The sequence below is a fragment of the Bartonella silvatica genome (assembly GCF_040545155.1).
GTDB classification, from domain to species: Bacteria; Pseudomonadota; Alphaproteobacteria; order Rhizobiales; family Rhizobiaceae; genus Bartonella; species Bartonella silvatica.
On the sequence record NZ_JBEPLI010000004.1, the window covers coordinates 96,299 to 117,528 of the forward strand.

Consider the following 21,230-nt stretch of genomic DNA (forward strand, 5'->3'; position numbering starts at 1 on the left):
TAAAAACTCTCCTCAAGCCGCAGTAAGGTGGACTATACCCTCGGCTCTTTTTATGCCAATGGTCGTAACAAACGCTTCACACACTTCTTTAGAAAAAGGTTTTTCATGAGCACTTAACGCTGGGAAACTTTGTTTTCTTTGAATAGCAAGTGCAGCAAGTGCAAGTGCTAAGGGAAATTGTGCTTCCCGCATATAGCCAAATAATGTTGTCATACCGCGGTAAAAAACATCAACGGCTTCAAGAGCACTTTTCTCTGCTTTTGTGACTTCATGATATCCTGAAGCCGCAGAAATGGCAAAAGCTGATTCAGCCTGCATTGCTTTCAACATTGATAGAATTGTTTTTTCAAGAGGGACTTTTGTTCTATCCGTTTGATCCGTCATGATTTGATTTATTTTAGCATAAGCACGTGCATGCCGTTTTTTGGCGTGTTCCGCACTTTCAAGGACCAGAAAAATACCACCAGAACCGGTTATAACACCACCACCAATATTACTTTTACGATCCCATACCGGCGTCCACCCACTTCGATTTAGGAGCCCTCCAAGTTCATGGGATAACAACATATCATAAGTTTGTGCATTATAGGAACTTCCCACTAGGACATGTGTACTCTGTCCAGATCGAATACGTGCTGCAGCAATTTGAACTGCAGAAAGGCCACTTCCTTCTTCACCCATAAATGTACGAGAAGATCCTGTTACTTTGTGTACAATTGAAATATTTCCAGCCAAAAGATTTGAGAGTTGTGCCAAAAATAATGTTGGACGGAGATCTGTTGAGAGAACAGAATTTAACATGGAAGCATGATCAGCTGTTTTCCGTGCCTGTGAGAGAATTTGTGTGTCAACGACAACATCACGCTCTCCTCCACTGGCTGCCACAATCATATCCATTGTTGATGTTAACTGTTCATTGTTTTTTATGCCAGCATCATCAAGGGCAAGGCCAGCAGCATAGGTCCCAAGACGTTGCCATGTTCCCATTTGCCGTTGATCACTTTTTTTAGGAATTTGTACACTCCAGTCAACTTCTGGCAATTTATGGACAGTGTAGGGTGAAAATGTCGTACAATCAAGGTTTGGTCTGGTGGTTGGTGTCTTCAAGAGATCCCAATGATGATCAACACCTTCCCCAAGAGAGCTTACAAGGCCTATACCAGTGATGAGTACAGCTTGATTATGCATGATAAAAAGTTACTCCGCCTGTTTTAAGGCAACGAGTTCATCAATTTTTGCACAAAGGTTTTTTAGAACAAAATATTCTTCCGTTGCAACCGCACCTTCGTTAACTTCTTGCGTCCATTTTTCTAATGGAACTTTAATACCAAAAGCTTTATCAATGGCAAAAACAATATCAAGGAAATCAAGACTATCGATTCCTAAGTCGTCAATTGTATGGCTTTCTGGTGTAATGGTGCTGCGATCAATTTCACTGATTTCTGCGATGATATCAGCAACTTTATCAAACGTAGAGGGCAATGTATAATTCCTTATTATATAGAGTTCATAAAGTCAAAATATACTTAATATACTGCTTGTAGCCTTTTTTTTCTTTAAAAAAAAGACTTAATCCGTCTTAGATTTATCTTTTCTATAAAGCAAATGCGTTTACAATATATGAAGTGCTATACTTAAAGAGTTTTAAAAAAATAAAATTTTATTATGAATTTACTTATCTTTATTTAACTTATTTTAGAGCTTTTTCTATTTGCAGCAAGAACTGCAAGAGCTGTCATATTCACAACGCCTCGTGATGTGACAGAAGGTGTTAGAATATGTGCAGGACGTGAGGCCCCTATCAAAATAGGGCCGACATGAAGCGCGTTGGTTAAATCTTTCACGAGATTGAGTGCTATGTTGGCTGCATCAAGTGTTGGGAAAACAAGCAAATTAGCTTCGCCTTTAAGGCGTGAAGCAGGAAAAACGCGGTCACGAAAAACTTTAGAAAGCGCGGCATCTCCATGCATTTCTCCATCAGCTTCTAAATCTGGATATAACTCAGCAAGAATTTTGGTTGCATGGCGCATTTTACGTGCACTTTCTGTATTCTTTGAACCAAAATTTGAGTGTGATAATAATGCTGCTTTTGGCGTTATACCAAAGGCTTCAATTTCTTTTGCTGCTAACATTGTCATTTCTGCTATTTCTTCTGCAGTTGGATCTTCATTGACATAAGTATCTGTAAAAAAAAGAGTGCGCTGTGAAGAAATCAGCAAACTGACAGCAGAAAAATGGTGAACATTTTGATCAAGTCCAATCACTTGTTCAATTAACTCAAGATGACGCTCAAAACGCCCCTCTAAGCCGCAAATCATCGCATCAGCTTCTTTCCGCATTACGGCGAGGGTTGCAATTGCTGTTGTTGATGTTCTGACAATTGTTTTTGCAACATCAGGTGAAACGCCATGTCGTCCTGCATAATGCAGAAATAAATTAACATACTCATGAAAACGCGGATCATTTTCTGGATTTATGAGTTCAAAGTCTATACTGGGGCGAATTTTTAGACCAAAGCGTTTTAACCTTGCTTCTATAACATGGGGGCGGCCAATAAGAAGAGGCGTTGCCGTTTGTTCTTCAAGGACAATCTGTGCGGCTCTAAGCACACGTTCATCTTCACCATTGGCATAAATGACGCGTTTACGTTGTGCTCCTTTTGCAGCAGCAAAAACAGGCTTCATGATTAATCCGGAACGAAATACAAATCGATTAAGGATATCATGGTAGGATTCCATGTTCTCAATCGGTCGAATTGCAACACCTGTTTCCATTGCTGCTTTTGCAACAGCAGGGGCGATACGGAGTATTAAGCGTGGATCGAAGGGCGAGGGAATGAGGTATTCTGGACCAAAACTGGGGGGCTTTTTTGAGTATGCACGTGCAGCAATATCAGACGTTTCTTCACGAGCAAGGGCTGCAATCGCATGAACTGCGGCCATTTTCATTTCTTCATTAATTGCGGTCGCACCAACATCGAGTGCACCACGGAAGATGTAGGGAAAACAAAGAACATTATTCACTTGATTGGGATAATCAGAGCGTCCAGTGCAGATCATTGCATCTGGTCGTACAGAGCGTGCCTCTTCTGGCATAATTTCTGGTATGGGATTAGCAAGTGCTAAGATTAATGGATTAGGAGCCATTTTTTTTAGATATTCAGGCTTTAAAACCCCTCCTGCTGAAACACCTAGAAAGATATCTGCATTTTCGATAATATCGTCTAAAATTCGTGCATTCGTCTTTTGTGCATAACGGTCTTTCCAACGGTCCATTAGTTTTTTGCGACCTTTATAAACAACACCTTCTAAATCGCTTAACCAAATATTTTCAATTTTTGCTCCAAGACGAACTAAAAGGTGAATACAAGCTAAAGCGGCAGCACCTGCACCTGAAGTCACTATTTTTGCATTTTCGATTTTTTTTCCTGAAAGATTTAAGGCATTTAATACAGCTGCAGAAACAATAATAGCAGTTCCATGCTGATCATCATGAAAAACGGGAATATTCATTTTAGTGCGAAGTTTTTCTTCGACTTCAAAACATTCAGGCGCTTTTATATCTTCAAGATTAATACCACCAAATGTCGGTTCTAAGGCCGATATAGTCTCTATCATTTTTTCTGTATTGCACGCATCAATTTCAATATCAAAAACATCAATATTGGCAAATTTTTTAAATAAAACCGCTTTTCCTTCCATAACTGGCTTTGAGGCAAGGGGACCAATATTGCCCAATCCAAGAACGGCTGTCCCATTTGATATGACGGCAACTAAATTAGAACGGGCAGTATATTGAGCAGCAAGATTGGGATTTTCGTGGATTGCAAGACAGGGGGCTGCAACACCTGGAGAGTAAGCAAGAGCTAAATCACGCTGATTGTCAAGGGGTTTTGTCGCTTGTATTTCTAGTTTTCCAGGTTTGGGACGTTCATGATAAAAAAGTGCAGCGCTATCAAGTTCAGCTTTTTGTTCTGTAGACATTTGTACGATATCCAAGTTAATGTATGTTTATATGAGATATTTTATCTATGATAAGACTTTATCTCCTCATAGATCCTCATTTCTCTGAATATAAGAATGTATGGATATGAGAAAAATTTTCTGGATCATTAAATTCATCTTATGTTTCTTTGTATTTGTGCTTTAGAGTCTTATACAAGCACAATTAATCCTTTCCCCTTAATATACAGTGTGCAAAGGCTAGCCGATTTTAAAAAATAAGTAAAATATTATTAAGCCATTACATTACCAAGCCGTTACTCTTTTTGCAATGCAGACAAGAAAGGAAAGAACAATGTTATTCATTGAGTTTGATTATTAAATGCATACTTTATCGATGTTTTGTATAATGAGTATGGTTTATAGGCGACGATCCTTTTTCTTGTGTAAGAAGAATATAGCAGTGAAGGAAGGTTCAGATGAGAAGGACGTAGTATTTATTGATTATCCTCTTTTGCATCATGCAGTTTGGCAATTAATCACGCCTTTTAAAGAGAATGATGTTCTGGAGTGTTAGCGAGATTTTAGCTGTTTATGGTGGTTTTAGTGAAGGTATTTGATCTTGGCAGAAAACTAGATCAGCATGACGACACGGAGTCTGATAAGGTCGCCTGTGTGGTTAAAAATGAAGCTCATCAGAAAGCGATTTTTCGTGTGTGTTTTCTCATTGGGAGCATCATCAGGTTCATTTTCATTTCTTTGGATAGCAAGATAATAGGGATATTCGTTGTGATTTGGCGGAAGATACTTTGAGGCATAAAGTGAAGAGGACGCGGATATGTGGTTTAAGAGATGATCTGAAAGCCAAATAATCCAAAGTAAGATTTTAAAATAACAGCAATTTTTTTCATGAGATGCTTAATTTTACTAAGATGTCAAGATGCTACCCCGTTGTATGAAGTGGGCTATTGCCTATTTATATTCTTTCTTTTTCTCATTTTGTGATATTATAGACAACATTTTATATCTTTAAAACAGTTACTCACTAAAAATTAAAATAATAATTTTCTTCTTTCTCACTCAAAAGTAAGTTTTTATTTATAATGTCACTTTAGAAGTTTATTTAAAAATTTTATTGATGCGTTTCTTATTTTTTTAATACATGTAAAATCGATATATTATTTTAAATAATAGAGGCTCATAGCAGCCGGAAAGGGAATTTCCCTCTATTGTTCATTTAACTTAAAAAAGCAGTGCTATATCTGCAAATAGGGCATCCCATGATGATGAGAGGAAAGAAGTGAAAAAAGCTTTTTCACTTCGAGTGTTGTTTATTGAAGACGACCACTTGCATGAGCAAGCATAGTGTAGACTTTTCCAGTATCCGATATCAGATATTTGCGAACTGAGTTCGAAGAACCAGAATTGCGAGATATATCACGTAATAGTTTTTCAAAGTCCATAATATATTGATTCACGGAGCGTTTAAAATGAGCATCACTGAGATATTTTTTCTTAATGACTTCAAATATCTTTTTTCCATTTAAAGTATAAAGGCGTTCTATCTCAATATTTTTTTGTCCACGACGATAATGATCCCATAATTCAACAATAGCATTATGATTAATGGCTTGCACTATACCTGCCGCTAAAGAACTCAGAGATTCACTTGCAGGACGTGTTTTTGTTTGCACCGGCGCAAATGTTGCATCATCATACCATGTTTCTTCACGCGAAGCTCTCTCTAAGAGATTGGAGACCCATTTATTTTGCCGCTTTGTACTTTGATCTTGTTGTACATCAGGTTTGGGTGGCACGATCTTTTTAATGGTTTCAGAAGACGTATTATCATTTCTTTTAGGCGTTGATGGTTGAGACACTGCTGATATTGGCTGATTATTTGCATTTTTTTGGTGACTTTTTTCTATAACACTGACCAAATCTTTTAATGCAACAATTTGCTCATTGAGAGCAGTACGAATAGTCTGCGTTGTTTCTTTTGTCTTTTCTGGAAGCTTTTGAACATTTACACTAATATCATTGTTAATTTTTGAAAGTTCTGAACGCACTTCATCTGCTGAGCGGCGTATATTCTCTGCAGCTCCTGAAAAGCGAGTTGAGGCTTCATTAATAAGCTGATTAAGCGATTGTTGGAGTGAATGCGTGGAATGACGCGTATTTTTATCGGTGCGTTCAAGTGCTGATCTAAGAACATCCTCATAATGTTCAATGAGTTTGTTAATTTCATTAGATTTTGAAACAAGAGCACTGCTTAATACAGAAAGCGTGTTATGCTTCTCTTCAAGTGTTGTACTGAGTGAACTTTCAGATTGTTCAAGAACATGAATCGCCCCCGAAAGGGTTTTGGCATGTTCGCCAAAACTATTGGTTATATCACGAATTTGTTCAAATGTATTTTTTGAGAGACCTTGCAGAACCTCAACATTGCTGTTGAGTGCTTGATTTGAAGCTGATAAATGCTCTGCTACCTGGTTTGTATTCTGGAAAAAGTTATTAGCAGTCTCACTCAATTGACCATCAATATTTTGAACGGCTGATAACAAAATATTACTATTTTCATGGAAATTATGAATGGACTGATTCAACTGAGCAACGATGGATGAGACATTATTGACAAGCTCCTCTTTCATAGCATTAACGGTTTGAATCGTTTCCGAGTTGGTTTGTGCTAAGCTGTTCACTAAAGTTTCATTATGTGCATAAATTCTTTGCTCAGCATCTTGTGTTGAGAGAGAGAGTTGTTCACCAATGTGCTGCGTTAAATGCCCAATTGATTCTGTTGTATTTTGAGCAGCTTGGTTTAAATAATTTGTCAACTCGGTGATTTTGCCAACATGCTTTGAAATTTCAGTTGCTGTTTGATTCTCTGCTTCTTCTAAACGGCTACTGACATCAGAAAGTTGGTATCCTAAATTGTTTTTTAGATTCTGCATGGAATGATGAAGAACATTACAGCGTTCGTTAAGCACGTCTTCAATTGCTGTTGTTGACGTATGAATTGTTTCATTAAACAATGCTTGTGCATTGTGACTGGCTGCTGTGAAGGCTTTGACAGTATGCGCTGTTTGTTCAGACAGAACAGAAAGAACTTTTTCGCTGGTATCATAAACGGTTTGTTTTACGTTTGAGACAATGCGGTCTCCAGATTCTGAGAGAATTGTTTCTGCTTTTGTTGCAACATTGGCAACAGAAGAAAGAATGTGTTCACCAGTTGAGGAGAGAATACCAGAGACTTCTATAGCCTTATCGTGCAAGTTTCCGGTAACTGTGTTAACGGAATCCTCTAGTGTAATTCGTATATTATTAACACTGGCTTCTAATGCTTGTTGAATAGCTTGATTTTGCTCACTATTGGAGATGATCGATGTCTGTAATACATCAGAGCGTTTCTCAAAAGCAGATGTTTGCATTTCTATCGTTTTGCATACCAGACCAAACCTTTCTGAAAAGGTATTTTCTAAAGTGGCTGCACGTTCAAAAATTTGATGTGCACGATCTTCTAATTTTTCATCAAATGATTCTATACGTGTTTCAAGGGTTTCGAAGAATGTACCTTTTGATTGAGCAAGAGTGCTTTTTAGAGCTTCAGCGTGATTTTCGAGATTTCTAATATGTCCTTGAACAGTCTCATTAATATTCTTGTTATTGGTAGCAATCGCATTTTCAACTAAGTTAATTTGTTGTTTTAAAGCGTCATTAACATGTACATCACTTTTGGTGATGAGATTATGGATTGTCTCCATACGTTGTTCGAGCGTGCGTGCCTGATCTGCCAGAACTTCATTAAGAGAGAAACTATTAATTGCTAAAGAATCACGCAGAGCATCAGCGCGTAAATCAATATTTCTAGCTTGTGCATCTAATGCATCTTTTGTTGTATTACAGCTTTGTACAATCACTTCCTGCAATTTTTCTGTGGATTGAACGATATTGGCAACATGATTTTCAGTACTTCGATCAACAGCTTGAACATTATCAATCAAAATTCTTTCAATATTTGAAGTGTTTTGGGATAAAATATCAATTTTATCTTTTAATGTTTCAGCGATCTTATCCTTTTCTGAATCAAGCATCTCGGCCATAAGAGCTCTTTGATCAGAAAGTTGCACTTTGAAATCTTGAGAACGCTCTTGTATGATATCAATGATAGCTTTATCAACATGCTGAACTTCTTCTCTTAGCATTTCTTTGCTTTTATCGATTGCAGAAAGAATATTGTCATGTCCATTTGTGAAGACATTGGTAATATCAGATGTTCTTTCTTGGATATCTGCATTAATCTGCAAGACATGATCTTTCAAAAATCCACTAAGCTTTTCTGCATTGTCTTCTAAAGTTTGACTGCGCGCAATGAAGGATTCAATGATGGAATCACTGTGTTCTTTAAGAGAAAGATCAACCGTCGCTAAACGATTTCCAAAGGCTTCGATTGCTTTTGACGTAATGTTATCAAATTTAGAAGAGAGTTTATATGCCTGCTCGTCGAGTTGGGCAATCTTCTCGTCAAAGCTTTGTAGAGACTGGTTATTACGATCAATAAGGGATTCATCTAGTGTTTTAAACTTTTTATCGACACTGGATAAAGTCTGATCTGTTGCAGTTTGTATGTGCTCTGCCATTTTCGCAATATGCATTTCGGCTTTAGCAGCTGTTTCATTAAAGGTTTTCTCTAGTTGTTTTTCATTAATATCAAAACGCTCTGAGAAGCTATCAAATTGTTTTCCGAGTTCATGAAAAAACTCTGTATTTTTTTTCTGAATTTGTGACGAGGTTTCAGAGAACTTTTCAACGAGCTGATGGGTGACACCATCTCCTGCATAGGAAAGTTTTGCGACAAGGTCTTTGCCCTGTTCTTGCAAAGTTTGAAAAAGCGTTTGTGCCAGTCTTTCAACATTGGTTACAATTTTTGATGTTACCAAACCAAACTCATCATTGAGTTGTTCTTGTGTTCCTTTAATTGTTGATTGTACGCGGTCTGCATGATTTAAAATCGATATACGCTCATTGCTTAATTCTTTTATTAACGTATGAATACGCGATTCATTCTCTGCATAGGCTTGTTCCAGATTATGAACTTCACCTTGTATGATTGCTTCAAGTTCAACAGCACGTCCAAGCGTTCGCTCAATTCCCTCATTCATTGCGGCGATTTCTTCACGAATGGTTTGCCCTATCGTGATTGCCTGCTTTTCAGATAGATGCTGTGGGTCATTAAAGCGCTGTGCAGCATTTGTCATAAGAAGAGCAATATTGCGCAATTCAACTGAACGCTTTGTTAATTGCGCAAAACCCCAAGACATAAGGATCGGAATTGCTGTTCCTGCGGCGACAGCCAATCCTGTTGGAGATGTAAAAAAAGAGGCGATATTGGAGAAGGAGTTAAAGCTTGCAGGCGCAAGTTTATGAGCAATAAAAGCACCGCTTGTTGCCCATAGGGCACTAAGAGCTGTTGTGCTCCAATAAACTCGGGCAAGAGAGCTTTGCTTTGGTAATTCAAAACTGGAAGAAACGGTTGTATCATCATTAGCAGGGTGAGGCTTTGCAGATAGTAATGTATTATGAACCGTTCCACCTGAAAGTTCAGCCGTTGGCTTTTGGGAAAAAAGCTGCTCAACAACGGTTTGATCAATGACAGCATCATCATGAATATCAGAGACAAGAGTTGCAGTCTCATTTTCAGAAAGAACTTCTTCTTCTGCCATAGCAATTTTTTGGATTAAATCATCTACACTAATGACATTTTCGGAATGGTGAGGAGATATTACTTCAATTGCCGCATCATCAGAATCAAAACTCATCGCTTTTGAGAGAGCCTCTTCAAATTCAACTTCAAATGTTTTTAACTTTGTTCTGCGTGCCATACTCGCCTCGTACTCTTACAAATAGAAAAGGGATACGTCCTCCTCCAGGTATCTTGATATAGTAGCGGTTAATTATTTAGAAAGGAATACGTTTAAGAAAAAAATTTAAAAACTTATCAAGATAAAGTTAACGCAGTTTTTTCCATCTGTTTAAAACGTCATAAAATAAAGAAAAAACAATGTGTTATTTTATAGTAGAAAAATAAAATGCTGTTTACAACTTTTGTTTACAGATAGATTTTGCGTCTGATTGTCTTTGGGTGAAGGCAATGTCATGTGGTAATGTGCAGTTCTTTAAAGAAAGGAGCAATGTAACATATATTTATTGGTGTTTGCGTATCAGGTTTCATTTTATTGATCATTAATTCATGAAGTGTGCTGCTATGTCGGTTTGATTTTAAACAATAAGGAGGCAATACCCCATTCTAGTATACTTGAGTAAAGATATATGTTATGTGTCGTGTTAAGGATGCAATGTGAAAGCTTATTTCTCACAGTCATTTATAGAAAATAAAGGTGGGGGAAATTTTTGTATTTGATAACAGATTATTATACTTGTTGTTTTAAGGAGTCATTTTCTCTTAGAATTGAGCTTTCTTTTGCTGATTTTTGAAGCTTCTACGTTGACAATTAGATATTTTTCAGTCGATATGCGTGCACGAATATTTTATAACAATTCGAGATGAAGGTGTAAGAATAATGGCAGAAAGATCACAACACCTGCAAGATGTATTTTTAAATACGGTGCGAAAGCAAAAAATTTCTCTTACGATTTTTCTTGTAAATGGCGTTAAATTAACCGGTATTGTAACTTCATTTGATAATTTTTGTGTTCTTTTACGTCGTGATGGACATGCACAATTGGTTTATAAGCACGCTATTTCTACAATTATGCCTGGACAACCTGTACAGATGTTTGACGGTGAAGGCTCTGAATAAACAAATCACCTTCATTGGGGGCCTTTTATTCCGTTTTATGAAGTGCTTAAATTTTCATGATTAATAACAATGAGAGCGTTGAGGGATTTTCTTCACAGTTTGAAAAACAGGTACGTACGGTTATTTTAGTGCCTATTTTTCCAGAGAAAAAAAGTGGAAGTGCTTCCAGTGGATGTTCCATACCTTCTCGAATTAAAGAAGTCTCGGGGTTGGCGGGTGCTATAAGGTTGAAGGTTGTTCATTCTGAAGCGGTTCATATTTTCACTCCCCGTCCTGCCACTCTATTTGGGAAGGGGAAAGTCGATGAAATTGCCCATTATATCAGTGAATATTGTATTGATCTTACAATTGTAGATGACTTTTTAACGCCTGTGCAGCAGCGCAATTTAGAAAAGTTATGGAATTGTAAAGTGATTGATAGGACCGCTCTCATTCTTGAAATTTTTGGTGATCGCGCGCGAACAAAAGAGGGAAGGCTACAAGTTGAATTGGCGCATTTGTCTTATCAAAAGAGCAGACTTGTGCGGAGTTGGACACACTTGGAAAGGCAACGTGGGGGGCGTGGTTTTTTAGGGGGACCTGGTGAAACTCAGATTGAAGCTGACCGGCGTCTTTTGCAAGAGAAAATTATTCGCATCCGTCGTGAATTGGAAAAGGTTATTAAAACACGCGCTCTTCATCGATCGAAAAGAAAAAAAGCATCTTATCCTGTCGTGGCTTTAGTTGGGTATACGAATACAGGAAAATCAACTCTTTTTAATCGTTTAAGTGGAGCAGATGTCTTAGCAAAGGATATGTTGTTTGCAACACTTGATCCAACTTTGCGCAAAGTTACTTTCCCTCATGGGAAAAAGATTCTTTTATCTGATACTGTTGGTTTTATCTCTCATTTACCAACGCATTTAATTGCTGCTTTTAGAGCCACCCTTGAAGAAGTTGTTGAAGCTGATCTCATTTTGCATGTGAGAGATATGTCCGATCCTGATCATCATGCGCATGCTCAAGATGTTTTAGAGGTTCTTTCAAGTCTTGGTATTGATACTGCTGATACAGAACATATCATAGAGGTTTGGAATAAGATTGATCTCTTGGATGAAAAGGCATTAAGTGTTTTAAAAACAAGCGCAAAAATGAGACATAATCCTGCAGTTATGGTCTCAGCGCTCATGAATGATGGGCTGGATCAATTATTAGTCGCTATTGAACAGCGCATTTTGGGAGAAATACACACTGTTGAATATCTTTTGAAACCTCATGAAATGTCACTTCTTGATTGGTTTTATGAAAACTCTGGTGAAGTCGTGCAGGAAGGACATAATAATGGTTCTGTTACTATTAAGGCAGTACTTACAACGGAAGCAAAAAAAAGACTAGATCGGATCAAAAAAACGATGAACTGAAGTTTTTATGAGCGACTTTGGAATATTGTTTCTTATATATTACATTTTTATTCCATCAAAATAATATGATTTTAAGTTAAGAGGATAGTTACTACTTTCTCTTAAATAAAAAGTACGAAGTATTTTTGGTTGAAATAAAGATGATGCTTAAGTGCAATAGAAAACTGTTTGTTACCATCATGCAAAACATTGTGGTTGTTTTGCTGTTAGCGGCTCTATGTGCATTTTTCATTTGGTTATATTACTTTGTGCAGCCACGGTTTTATCGAGCAAGTTTAACATTTTCGTTATCTGATTCTGTAGGAAAACCTTTATCAATTGATGCCCAAAATAATATTATTACCTCTCTATTGTCGCAGCCTCTCATTTCACATGATTCAAGCTCGTTCCTTTTTTCTTTGGAAGATTCTCAGAAAAAAGATTTCCGTGAGAGTCTTCGTTTATCTCGCAATGGTCATTTCATTGATCTTACTTTTGAAGCAAAAACGATGCAAGTTGCTCAAGATGGGTTGGAGACTTGGTTTGCCGCGCTTTCAAAAGAAATTATAAAACAGAAACAAAAACGATTATTAACAGAACAGAAAACGGATCAAAAATATGATAAGGTGAGGATACTCAATATCGTACAAGGATTTCGTTCATCTTTTGATTCTCTTATTTTCAATCATACAAAAAAGACAGAGCTTAATGACCTTTCTAGGCAATTAACAGAAGCGACTCTCAAACGTATTCATTTAACCAGTTTAAATTCCACTATAAGCATGATGCGTGAAAAGGGACAGTCTTTGTTGTCTTTATCGTTTATTGCCAACAATGCAATGGTTGCTTCATTAGAAGTAAAGCGTGATCTCTTGGAGGCGCAACGGGCGCATATGGCTGCACAATTAGGGTGGGCACATCCTCAAATTAAGGCGATGACTGCTGAGTTAGATACAATTTCTCATCAAATAGAAAATAAAGTTTTGCAGATTGTTCATCAAGTGCATTCAGATGAAATGGTTGCGATAGAGTTTGAAAAACAGCTCAAAGAAAAGATGCGCTTTTTTGTAAAAGATCAATCTCAGTCTTTGACCCAAATGTTTCGTGAGCTTGAAAATAAAATAAGGGCAGTTGTGGATAAAGAGATCGATCAGAACTCTTCTCTTTTTCAAAGTGCAAAGATTCAAGTGATTGTGCCAACAACGTTAACACCAATTCCTTTTATGGCTCTTTACGGAAAAAATATGATGATCAGTTTCCTTACAAGTGTCATCACTCTTTTGGGAGGGTTTTGGTTTTTTCAGCGGTATTTTGAAACAAAAAAAAGTCGGCGGGAAGATCCTGATTTTAAAAATGATCAAAATTCTTTAGCTTTTAAAGGAATACAAGGTCTTGAGACTTTAACGACAATAGAGGCATTATTCGATTTTTTAAAATATCGCACTTCAATGGTGATTTCAATCATTGGGCCGGAAGCAGCGCGAACGGCAGCGAAGCTTTCTCTGCATTTGATAAAAGAACGCAAGACAGTTCTCTTGGTGGATATTTCTGGTCAAAAAATAGAGAAGGTTATAGGTCCACATCGGGGTTTAAGCGATATTTTAACGGGGAATGCGCAGTTGCAAGATGTCATTTATCGTGATTATGATACGGGCGTTGATATTCTACCTCAAGGGTTAACAAGTGCTGTTTCTGCAGAAGGTTTTTCAAAAGATATCCCGCATTTTTTACAAGAATTTAAAAAGGATTATGATTTTATTATTTTAGAGATGGCGGATGAACCAAAATATGGTTCTGAGCAGTTTGCAAAGCTTACAGACTATTACGTTTCTAGTGTTGCTCTTAACCAACAAGACTGGATTATGCAAATGGTGGGCAGGTTTCCCAAAACATTTTACCATGTGGTTGCACCGTAAATATTGCTGAATGTGCGATGAGTATATTATAGTTGTGCTCTTGTTTTGTGTTGAAGTTGTAGTACATATTAAAAATAGTTAAGATTCACCATTTTAAATTTTTATATGCGTTGTGGTTGGAGAGAGACGTGGGGCAATCAGAGATGACAGTACAAAGATTCAATAATAGCGTTCATGGCGGTAGCGTTTTGACAACATTGCAGAAAAAAAATCGAAAGCAAATCCGCATGTGGTTGTATTCTATTTTACTGCTTTGTTTGGCTATTGTTTTAGTAGGGGGCGCAACTCGTTTGACAGGGTCAGGGTTATCGATAACGGAATGGAAGCCAATTCATGGTGTGATTCCGCCGATTGGTGAGGAACAATGGCAAGAAGAGTTTTTAAAATATCAACAGATAGCACAGTATAAGCTGCTTAATTATGATATGACCTTAAGCGCGTTTAAAGTCATTTTCTGGTGGGAATGGGTACATCGCGTTTTGGGGCGTCTTGTTGGTCTTGTCGCTTTATTGGGACTCGTGTGGTTTTGGGCAACAAGACGGATTGAAAAAAATATTTTGTTGCCTCTTATTGTTGTGCCGGTTCTTATAGGGCTTCAAGGTGTGATTGGTTGGTGGATGGTGGCATCGGGTATTGGGCAAAGTAATCTGACAAGTGTGAGCCAATATCGCCTAGCATTTCACCTTATAACGGCGTGTTTTGTTATTATTTTTGTGATGTATTTGTCTCGAGGATTGGCGGAATATTCAGAAAAACCAGCGCATCAGAGGATTCAACATTTTGCTGGTTGGCTTGTTTTTCTTATTTTGGCTGAGATTTATTTAGGGGCTTTGGTTGCAGGAATCCATGCTGGAAAAGTTTACAGTACATGGCCACTCATGGATGGTCAAATTATTCCTGATGGACTGTTACAGCATTATCCTGTTTGGCGTAATTTATTCGAGAATCCTTTAACTGTTCAGTTTATCCATCGTTTTTTTGCTTATTTTTTATTTGTTGTGGCAATTGTTCATGCTTTGTATTTACAAAAGAATGTTCCACACTCAACCCATTCCCGTCGTGCATTTTTGATATGTATTATGATTATTCTGCAAGCGGTCTTAGGAATTTTCACATTGTTGCATGAAGTTCCTATAAGCTTGGGTCTTATTCACCAAAGCATGGCGTTAGTAATATTGTGCTTTTCGGTTGCACATTGGCGTGCAACAAAAGGAGCTTATCATGTTGTGGAATAAAAGATTGCGTTTAGAGTTTTAGATTCCTGAAAGCATTAAATCGAGATTTTGAACAGCTGTTGCAGATGCACCTTTTCCCAAATTATCTAAGATAGCGCAGAGATTGAAAATTCCTTCACGCTCGTTTCCAAAGACGAACAGTTTCATTCCGTCTTTATGTGCTAAACATTCTGGGTTGAGTTTGGTAAGGGTTTCTGTTTCTTCCTGTGAAGCAACGGATATAGTGTTGTGTTCATTGTAGTGGTTTTCAAAGATTTCGCGTAGATCAGAACAGTTTGCTGATTTGGCAAATAAATAGCGATGAAGTGGGATATTGACAATCATTCCTTGAGGAAAACGACCAACACTTGGTACAAAAACAGGTGTTTTGATGATTTGCCCATAGATTTTAATTTCTGGCACATGTTTATGGTCAAGATTGAGACCATAGATAAAATAATTCTCCCTTATATCGTTTTGAGACTTATTTTCCATCTGTGCAATGAGTTGTTTTCCACCACCAGTATAGCCAGATATTGCATTAATTGATATCGGATAATGAGGGCTTAGTAGATTTGCTTCACGGAGAGGACGAATCAAGCTGATGGCGCCGGTAGGATAGCATCCGGGATTGCTGACATAGCGTGCTGCTTGGATGCTTTTTCTTTGTCCAGAAGTCATTTCAGGGAAACCATAAACCCAGTCTGGTGCAACACGGTGAACTGTTGAGCTATCAATGATTCGAATTTTCTTATTATTTTTAAGCCAATAAACTGTTTCACGCGCTGCATCATCGGGGAGGCACAAAATAACAATGTCGGCTTGATTAAGACAATCTCGTCGAATATCAATGTTATGTCGGTCTGTGTGAGAAAGGGAAAGCAATTTAAAATCTGAACGTTTCGCTAGTCGTTTTTGTATCTGTAATCCGGTTGTTCCGTGCTCACCATCAATAAAAACTGTCGTTGTCATTACTGTTTGCCTTGAATTATTTTTCTACTACATCCCGCATATTACATTATAAATTAATTTAAACGATTACTAGACTAAATTATTGAATATCTTAAATATTACGTCATTTTCCTTGAAGGAGCTGTTGCAGAGTAAGCGTAGTTGAAGAGAAGCTTAATGCCTATTTTGTACTCTTTTTCAGGAAAAAATTATTTTATGGCAAGCAAATAAAATCAACATATGTGTCATTTTTAAGTGAGGGTGGCTTAAAATATTTGGTTTGCATAGTTTGCTGTGTTATCGTTTAATGAATTTATTTTTTTATGTTAGGAATGTGTTTTATGACTCAGCAAGCAAGTGATACACAAAAGCGCTTTTTTAATGATAACTTACAAACCGCTGATACTGCAATTTTTCAAGCAATTAGAGGAGAATTTGAGCGTCAACAGCATGAGATTGAGCTGATCGCTTCAGAGAATGTTGTCTCAAGAGCTGTTCTTGAAGCCCAAGGATCTGTTTTAACCAATAAATATGCAGAAGGTTATCCAAGAAATCGCTACTATGGAGGGTGTCAATTTGTTGATGTCGTTGAAGATTTAGCGATTGAGCGCGCAAAACAGCTTTTTGGGGCTGCTTTTGCAAATGTTCAGCCTCATTCTGGTAGCCAGATGAATCAAGCTGTATTTTTAGCGCTCCTTAAGCCAGGTGACACATTTATGGGGTTGGATTTAAATTCTGGTGGTCACCTGACACATGGTTCATCTGTTAATATGTCTGGAAAATGGTTTGATGTTGTTTCTTATGGTGTGCGCCAAGAAGATCAGATTATTGATATGGAGGAAGTGGAACGTCTTGCAAAAGAACGCAAACCCAAGCTTATTATAGCAGGGGGGTCGTCTTATTCTCGTTTATGGGATTGGAAACGTTTCCGCGAAATTGCAGATGAGGTGGGGGCTTATTTCCTCGTTGATATGTCTCATATTGCTGGTTTGGTTGCGGGCGGCGTTCATCCTTCACCTGTTCCTCATGCCCACATTGTTACGACGACGACGCATAAGTCATTACGTGGTCCTCGGGGTGGCTTGATATTAACCAATGATGAAGCGTTAGCTAAAAAAACGAATTCAGCGATTTTCCCTGGTCTTCAAGGTGGTCCTTTAATGCATGTGATTGCTGCTAAGGCTGTTGCATTTGGGGAGGCTTTGCAGCCTGCTTTCAAGAGCTACAGTGCTGATGTTGTTGCCAATGCCAAAACTTTAGCAAAAACATTACATAGTCATGGTTTTGATATTGTTTCTGGTGGTACAGATAATCATTTATTGCTTGTTGATTTACGCTCTAAGAATACAACAGGAAAACGTGCCCAGTTGGCCTTGGGACGAGCGCATATTACTTGTAATAAAAATGGTATTCCCTTTGATCCGGAAACACCATCTATAACATCAGGAATTCGCTTGGGGTCACCTGCCGCGACGACACGTGGTTTTGCGGAAAAAGAATTTATTCAAATTGGTGAGCTCATTTCAGAAGTTCTTGAAGGGTTGCGGAGCGTTAAGAACGATGAAGACAATAAGGGTGTTGAAACGGCCGTTAAGAAAAAGGTAGAAGAGATAACAAACAGATTTCCTCTGTATCCTTATCTGAGAAATTGTTAAGGGCGTAAAAAATGCGCTGTCCTTATTGCCAATACGAAGATACACAGGTTAAAGATTCCCGCCCCGCAGAGGAGGGGGCGGTTATTCGTCGTCGGCGTGTGTGTTCTGTTTGTGGTGGCCGTTTTACAACGTTTGAACGTGTTCAGTTACGCGAGCTTTTGGTTTCTAAAAAAAGTGGTCGATGTGAGCTCTTTGATCGTGATAAGTTAATGCGGTCTGTTGATATAGCTGTGCGTAAGCGCAATATTGATCCAGATCATATTGAGCGAGCAATTTCTGGTATCGTACGTCAACTTGAGAGTTTAGGGGAGCCAGAGATTCCTTCGGAAAAAATTGGGCATCTTGTGATGGAAGCGTTGAAAAAAATTGATGATATTGCCTATATCCGTTTTGCTTCTGTCTATCGAGATTTTCGTAATGCGAGTGATTTTCACGATGTTATAGACGAGTTGTCAAGGGGTATAGCGGATACAGAACTTCTTTCTGATGAATAAAAAAATACAAGATGAGCGGTTTATGGCTGCGGCTATTCGTTTAGCAGAGCGGCATGTCGGTCTTACGGGTAAAAACCCTTCGGTTGGTGCACTTATTGTGCGAAACGATGCTGGTATAGGAACCTATATTGTTGGTTATGGTGTTACAGCTCTTCATGGGAGACCGCATGCTGAAGTGCAAGCTTTGCATAGGGCTGGTTCTTTAGCACAAGGGGCGACTGCTTATGTCACTCTAGAGCCTTGTTCACATTATGGAAAAACTTCACCATGTGTAAATGCGCTCATTGATTCAGGTATTTCTCGGGTTGTTATTGCTCTTACTGATGTCGATAAGCGGGTTGATGGTCGTGGCATTGCTCTTTTACGTGCTGCTGGTATTGAAGTCATTGAGAATGTTTTAGCTGAGGAAGCTTTTGAAGCATTATGCACGCATTTATGTATAAAAAAATTGCAACGCTGTACAGTGACTTTGAAAATGGCTGTTTCTGCTGATAATGGTGTGGGGAAAAAGGGGCTGGGTGGAGTAAAAATTAGCGGAATGATTTCTCATACTCATACGCATATGTTACGGGCTCAAAATAATGCTATTCTTGTTGGTATTGGCACGATCCTTGCGGATGACCCGCAGTTGAATTGTCGTTTGCCAGGGATGGAGATGCGTTCGCCAATTCGTGTTGTTTTGGATGCAGGTTTACGTATCCCCCTTGATGCAAAAGTTGTTCAAACGGCAAAAAAAATTCCGACATGGATTATTTGTGACACGAATCTTTCAAATCAAAGCAAAAAAAATATACTAGAGCAGAGTGGTGTCTCTGTTTATTCGGTAAAAAATAGCAATGGCTGTATGCCGCCTCTTGCCATTTTGCAGCTGCTTTATCAACGTGGAATTCACAGTGTTTTACTTGAGGGAGGCACGAAAACAGGGGAGAGCTTTTTAAATTCTGGTTGTGTCGATTATTTGATATGCTTTTATGCTCCTGTTACTTTAGGGCAAAATCGTATCGAAGCGCCTCACTTTGGAAATTATCTTTCACAATTTCATAAAGTGGAGTCAAGAATGTTTGGAAATGACCGTTTTTATAAATGGAGGCGTAAGACGTTATGTTTACAGGAATTATAACGGATATCGGATGTGTTGAAGAGGTACAATCTTTAAAGCAAGGCGTGCGTTTAAATATTTCTACACGCTATGCTGTGCAGAGTTTAGAAATTGGTGCATCAATTGCATGTTCAGGAATTTGTTTGACCGTCGTGGAACGAGGATCAAAGCAAATGAATATGAGTTGGTTTGTTGTTGAAGCTTGGGAAGAAGCATTGCGTTTGACCAATCTCTCACAATGGACAAAAGGAACTTATATTAATTTAGAACGTTCGCTTAAATTTGGTGATGAAGTGGGCGGGCATTTCGTATCTGGTCATGTTGATGGTTTGGCTGAAATTATTGATCAAAAAAAGGAAGGGGATGCAGTTCGTTTTTTCCTACAAGTGCCAAAACGATTTGCTTCTTTTATTGTCAATAAGGGGTCTATTGCGCTTAATGGAACATCTTTAACTGTTAATAATGTGGATGATTGTATTTTTGATGTTCTTATTATTCGCCATACACTTGAAGTAACCACTTGGGGACAAGCAAAAATAGGAGATTGCGTTAATTTGGAAATTGATCAGTTTGCTCGTTATGCTGCAAAGTTTTCTGGTATTTTCAATACAGAGTGAGTAAGCTAAAATTTATTCCTATGAGCTTACTTTTTTGATTCATTTTTCTTATGGGATCTTCTCATGATAAAAGAAATACATAAAAAGCCGCATATATTGATTGTTGAAGCACGTTTTTATGATGGGATTTCGGACGCGCTTCTTGCAGGTGCAGCCAATGTTTTGCAAAACGCTGAAGTAAGCTACGATATTGTCACAGTTCCTGGGGCTTTAGAAATACCAGGTGCAATAGCTTTTGCAGAAAAAAATAATAAAGTATTTTATGATGGTTATGTAGCGCTTGGCTGTGTTATTCGAGGTGAAACATATCATTTTGAAATTGTTGCAAATGATTCTTGTCGTGCGTTAATGGATTTAACTGTTCATAAGTGCTTGGCTATTGGTAATGGTATTTTGACTGTTGAAGATGCAAAGCAGGCATGGGCGCGTGCAAAACAGGATGAAAAAAATAAGGGTGGTTTTGCTGCTGAAGCTGTTTTATGTATGATTGCTCTGAAAAAGAGATTTGGAGATAATCATTAAATATGGCTGCTATAAAAGAAAGATATTCTCCGCGTTTAGCGAATAAACGTGGAGCAGCAAGACTCGCTGCAGTTCAAGCACTTTATCAAATGGATATTGTCGGTTCTGGCGTGATGGAAACTGCAGCGGAATATGAGGCCTATCGTTTAGGAAAAAATATTGATGGGGATCAGTATCTTGATGCTGATTTTCAATGGTTTTTGGCTATCATTACTGGTGTTGTAAAAGATCAAAAGCAGCTTGATCCTATGCTTCATCAACAGCTTTCCGCAGAGTGGTCACTTTCACGGATTGATTCTATACTGCGCGCGATTTTGCGTGCAGGCTTATGGGAGCTGATGAACCGCCCAGATGTACCTGTTGCTGTTGTGATGAGCGAGTATGTGGATATAGCAAAGGCTTTTTTTGAAGGTGACGAGCCGAAGCTCGTCAATGCAGTTCTTGATAGTATGGCAAAAAAAATCCGTTCTTAACAGCACTGTGACAATTCCAATATGATTTCGATCACCATAATTGGAATTGTCGTGATTCAATAATTTTCAATAAAATAAATGAGTTATTACGATATGGGGGAAATTTATCATTATTGATTCCATTAATGTTTTTTATAGCATTATCCCT

Annotated in this window: 15 protein-coding genes; 10 read left to right on the top strand and 5 right to left on the bottom strand. The window is 38.1% G+C overall.

The features are described from left to right. Positions 1-12: 12 nt before the first annotated feature. The 4 genes from ABID23_RS03455 to ABID23_RS03470 form a co-directional block, all read right to left on the bottom strand. Positions 13-1,188, bottom strand: coding sequence for a beta-ketoacyl-ACP synthase (locus ABID23_RS03455; RefSeq protein WP_354189350.1), 1,176 nt, complete (start codon positions 1,186-1,188; stop codon positions 13-15). 9 nt (positions 1,189-1,197) lie between these two features. After that, positions 1,198-1,482, bottom strand: coding sequence for an acyl carrier protein (locus ABID23_RS03460; protein ID WP_354189352.1), 285 nt, complete (start codon positions 1,480-1,482; stop codon positions 1,198-1,200). 203 nt (positions 1,483-1,685) lie between these two features. Next, a complete protein-coding gene (locus ABID23_RS03465; protein WP_354189354.1) occupies positions 1,686-3,983 on the bottom strand; it encodes an NADP-dependent malic enzyme in 2,298 nt (765 codons plus the stop codon). 1,289 nt (positions 3,984-5,272) lie between these two features. Continuing rightward, positions 5,273-9,823: a rhoptry family protein gene (locus ABID23_RS03470; protein WP_354189356.1), complete on the bottom strand. Its 4,551-nt coding sequence runs from the start codon at positions 9,821-9,823 to the stop codon at positions 5,273-5,275. 699 nt (positions 9,824-10,522) lie between these two features. Here ABID23_RS03470 and hfq point away from each other — a divergent pair. The 4 genes from hfq (at position 10,523) to ABID23_RS03490 (ending at position 15,292) form a co-directional block, all read left to right on the top strand. Further along, positions 10,523-10,762, top strand: coding sequence for an RNA chaperone Hfq (gene hfq, locus ABID23_RS03475; protein ID WP_354189358.1), 240 nt, complete (start codon positions 10,523-10,525; stop codon positions 10,760-10,762). Positions 10,763-10,818: 56 nt separating this feature from the next. Then, a complete protein-coding gene (gene hflX, locus ABID23_RS03480; protein WP_354189360.1) occupies positions 10,819-12,162 on the top strand; it encodes a GTPase HflX in 1,344 nt (447 codons plus the stop codon). Between the two features lie 140 nt (positions 12,163-12,302). Next, positions 12,303-14,057 (top strand): hypothetical protein, encoded by a 1,755-nt coding sequence (locus tag ABID23_RS03485; RefSeq protein ID WP_354189362.1) that lies wholly within the window; start codon positions 12,303-12,305, stop codon positions 14,055-14,057. Between the two features lie 128 nt (positions 14,058-14,185). Continuing rightward, positions 14,186-15,292 (top strand): COX15/CtaA family protein, encoded by a 1,107-nt coding sequence (locus ABID23_RS03490; protein WP_354189364.1) that lies wholly within the window; start codon positions 14,186-14,188, stop codon positions 15,290-15,292. Between the two features lie 18 nt (positions 15,293-15,310). Here the strand turns inward: ABID23_RS03490 and argC are convergent, their stop codons facing one another. After that, on the bottom strand, positions 15,311-16,243 hold the full coding sequence (gene argC, locus ABID23_RS03495) for an N-acetyl-gamma-glutamyl-phosphate reductase (RefSeq protein WP_354189366.1): 933 nt from the start codon (positions 16,241-16,243) through the stop codon (positions 15,311-15,313). A 320-nt stretch (positions 16,244-16,563) separates the two neighbouring features. Here argC and glyA point away from each other — a divergent pair, with 320 nt between their 5' ends. The 6 genes from glyA (at position 16,564) to nusB (ending at position 21,082) form a co-directional block, all read left to right on the top strand. Further along, on the top strand, positions 16,564-17,877 hold the full coding sequence (gene glyA / locus ABID23_RS03500; protein ID WP_354189368.1) for a serine hydroxymethyltransferase: 1,314 nt from the start codon (positions 16,564-16,566) through the stop codon (positions 17,875-17,877). 11 nt (positions 17,878-17,888) lie between these two features. Next, positions 17,889-18,371 carry a transcriptional regulator NrdR gene (gene nrdR / locus ABID23_RS03505; protein ID WP_354189370.1) on the top strand — a complete coding sequence of 161 codons (483 nt, stop codon included), beginning with the start codon at positions 17,889-17,891 and terminating at the stop codon, positions 18,369-18,371. Continuing rightward, the gene (ribD, locus tag ABID23_RS03510; RefSeq protein WP_354189372.1) at positions 18,364-19,491 is read left to right on the top strand and encodes a bifunctional diaminohydroxyphosphoribosylaminopyrimidine deaminase/5-amino-6-(5-phosphoribosylamino)uracil reductase RibD; all 1,128 of its coding nucleotides are present in this window, start codon (positions 18,364-18,366) and stop codon (positions 19,489-19,491) included. The genes nrdR and ribD overlap by 8 nt, the downstream gene beginning before the upstream one ends. Beyond that, positions 19,473-20,087, top strand: coding sequence for a riboflavin synthase (locus ABID23_RS03515; RefSeq protein WP_354189374.1), 615 nt, complete (start codon positions 19,473-19,475; stop codon positions 20,085-20,087). The genes ribD and ABID23_RS03515 overlap by 19 nt, the downstream gene beginning before the upstream one ends. A gap of 63 nt (positions 20,088-20,150) precedes the next feature. Continuing rightward, positions 20,151-20,609: a 6,7-dimethyl-8-ribityllumazine synthase gene (locus ABID23_RS03520; protein WP_354189376.1), complete on the top strand. Its 459-nt coding sequence runs from the start codon at positions 20,151-20,153 to the stop codon at positions 20,607-20,609. Between the two features lie 2 nt (positions 20,610-20,611). Further along, the gene (gene nusB, locus ABID23_RS03525; protein WP_354189378.1) at positions 20,612-21,082 is read left to right on the top strand and encodes a transcription antitermination factor NusB; all 471 of its coding nucleotides are present in this window, start codon (positions 20,612-20,614) and stop codon (positions 21,080-21,082) included. Positions 21,083-21,230: the final 148 nt, after the last annotated feature.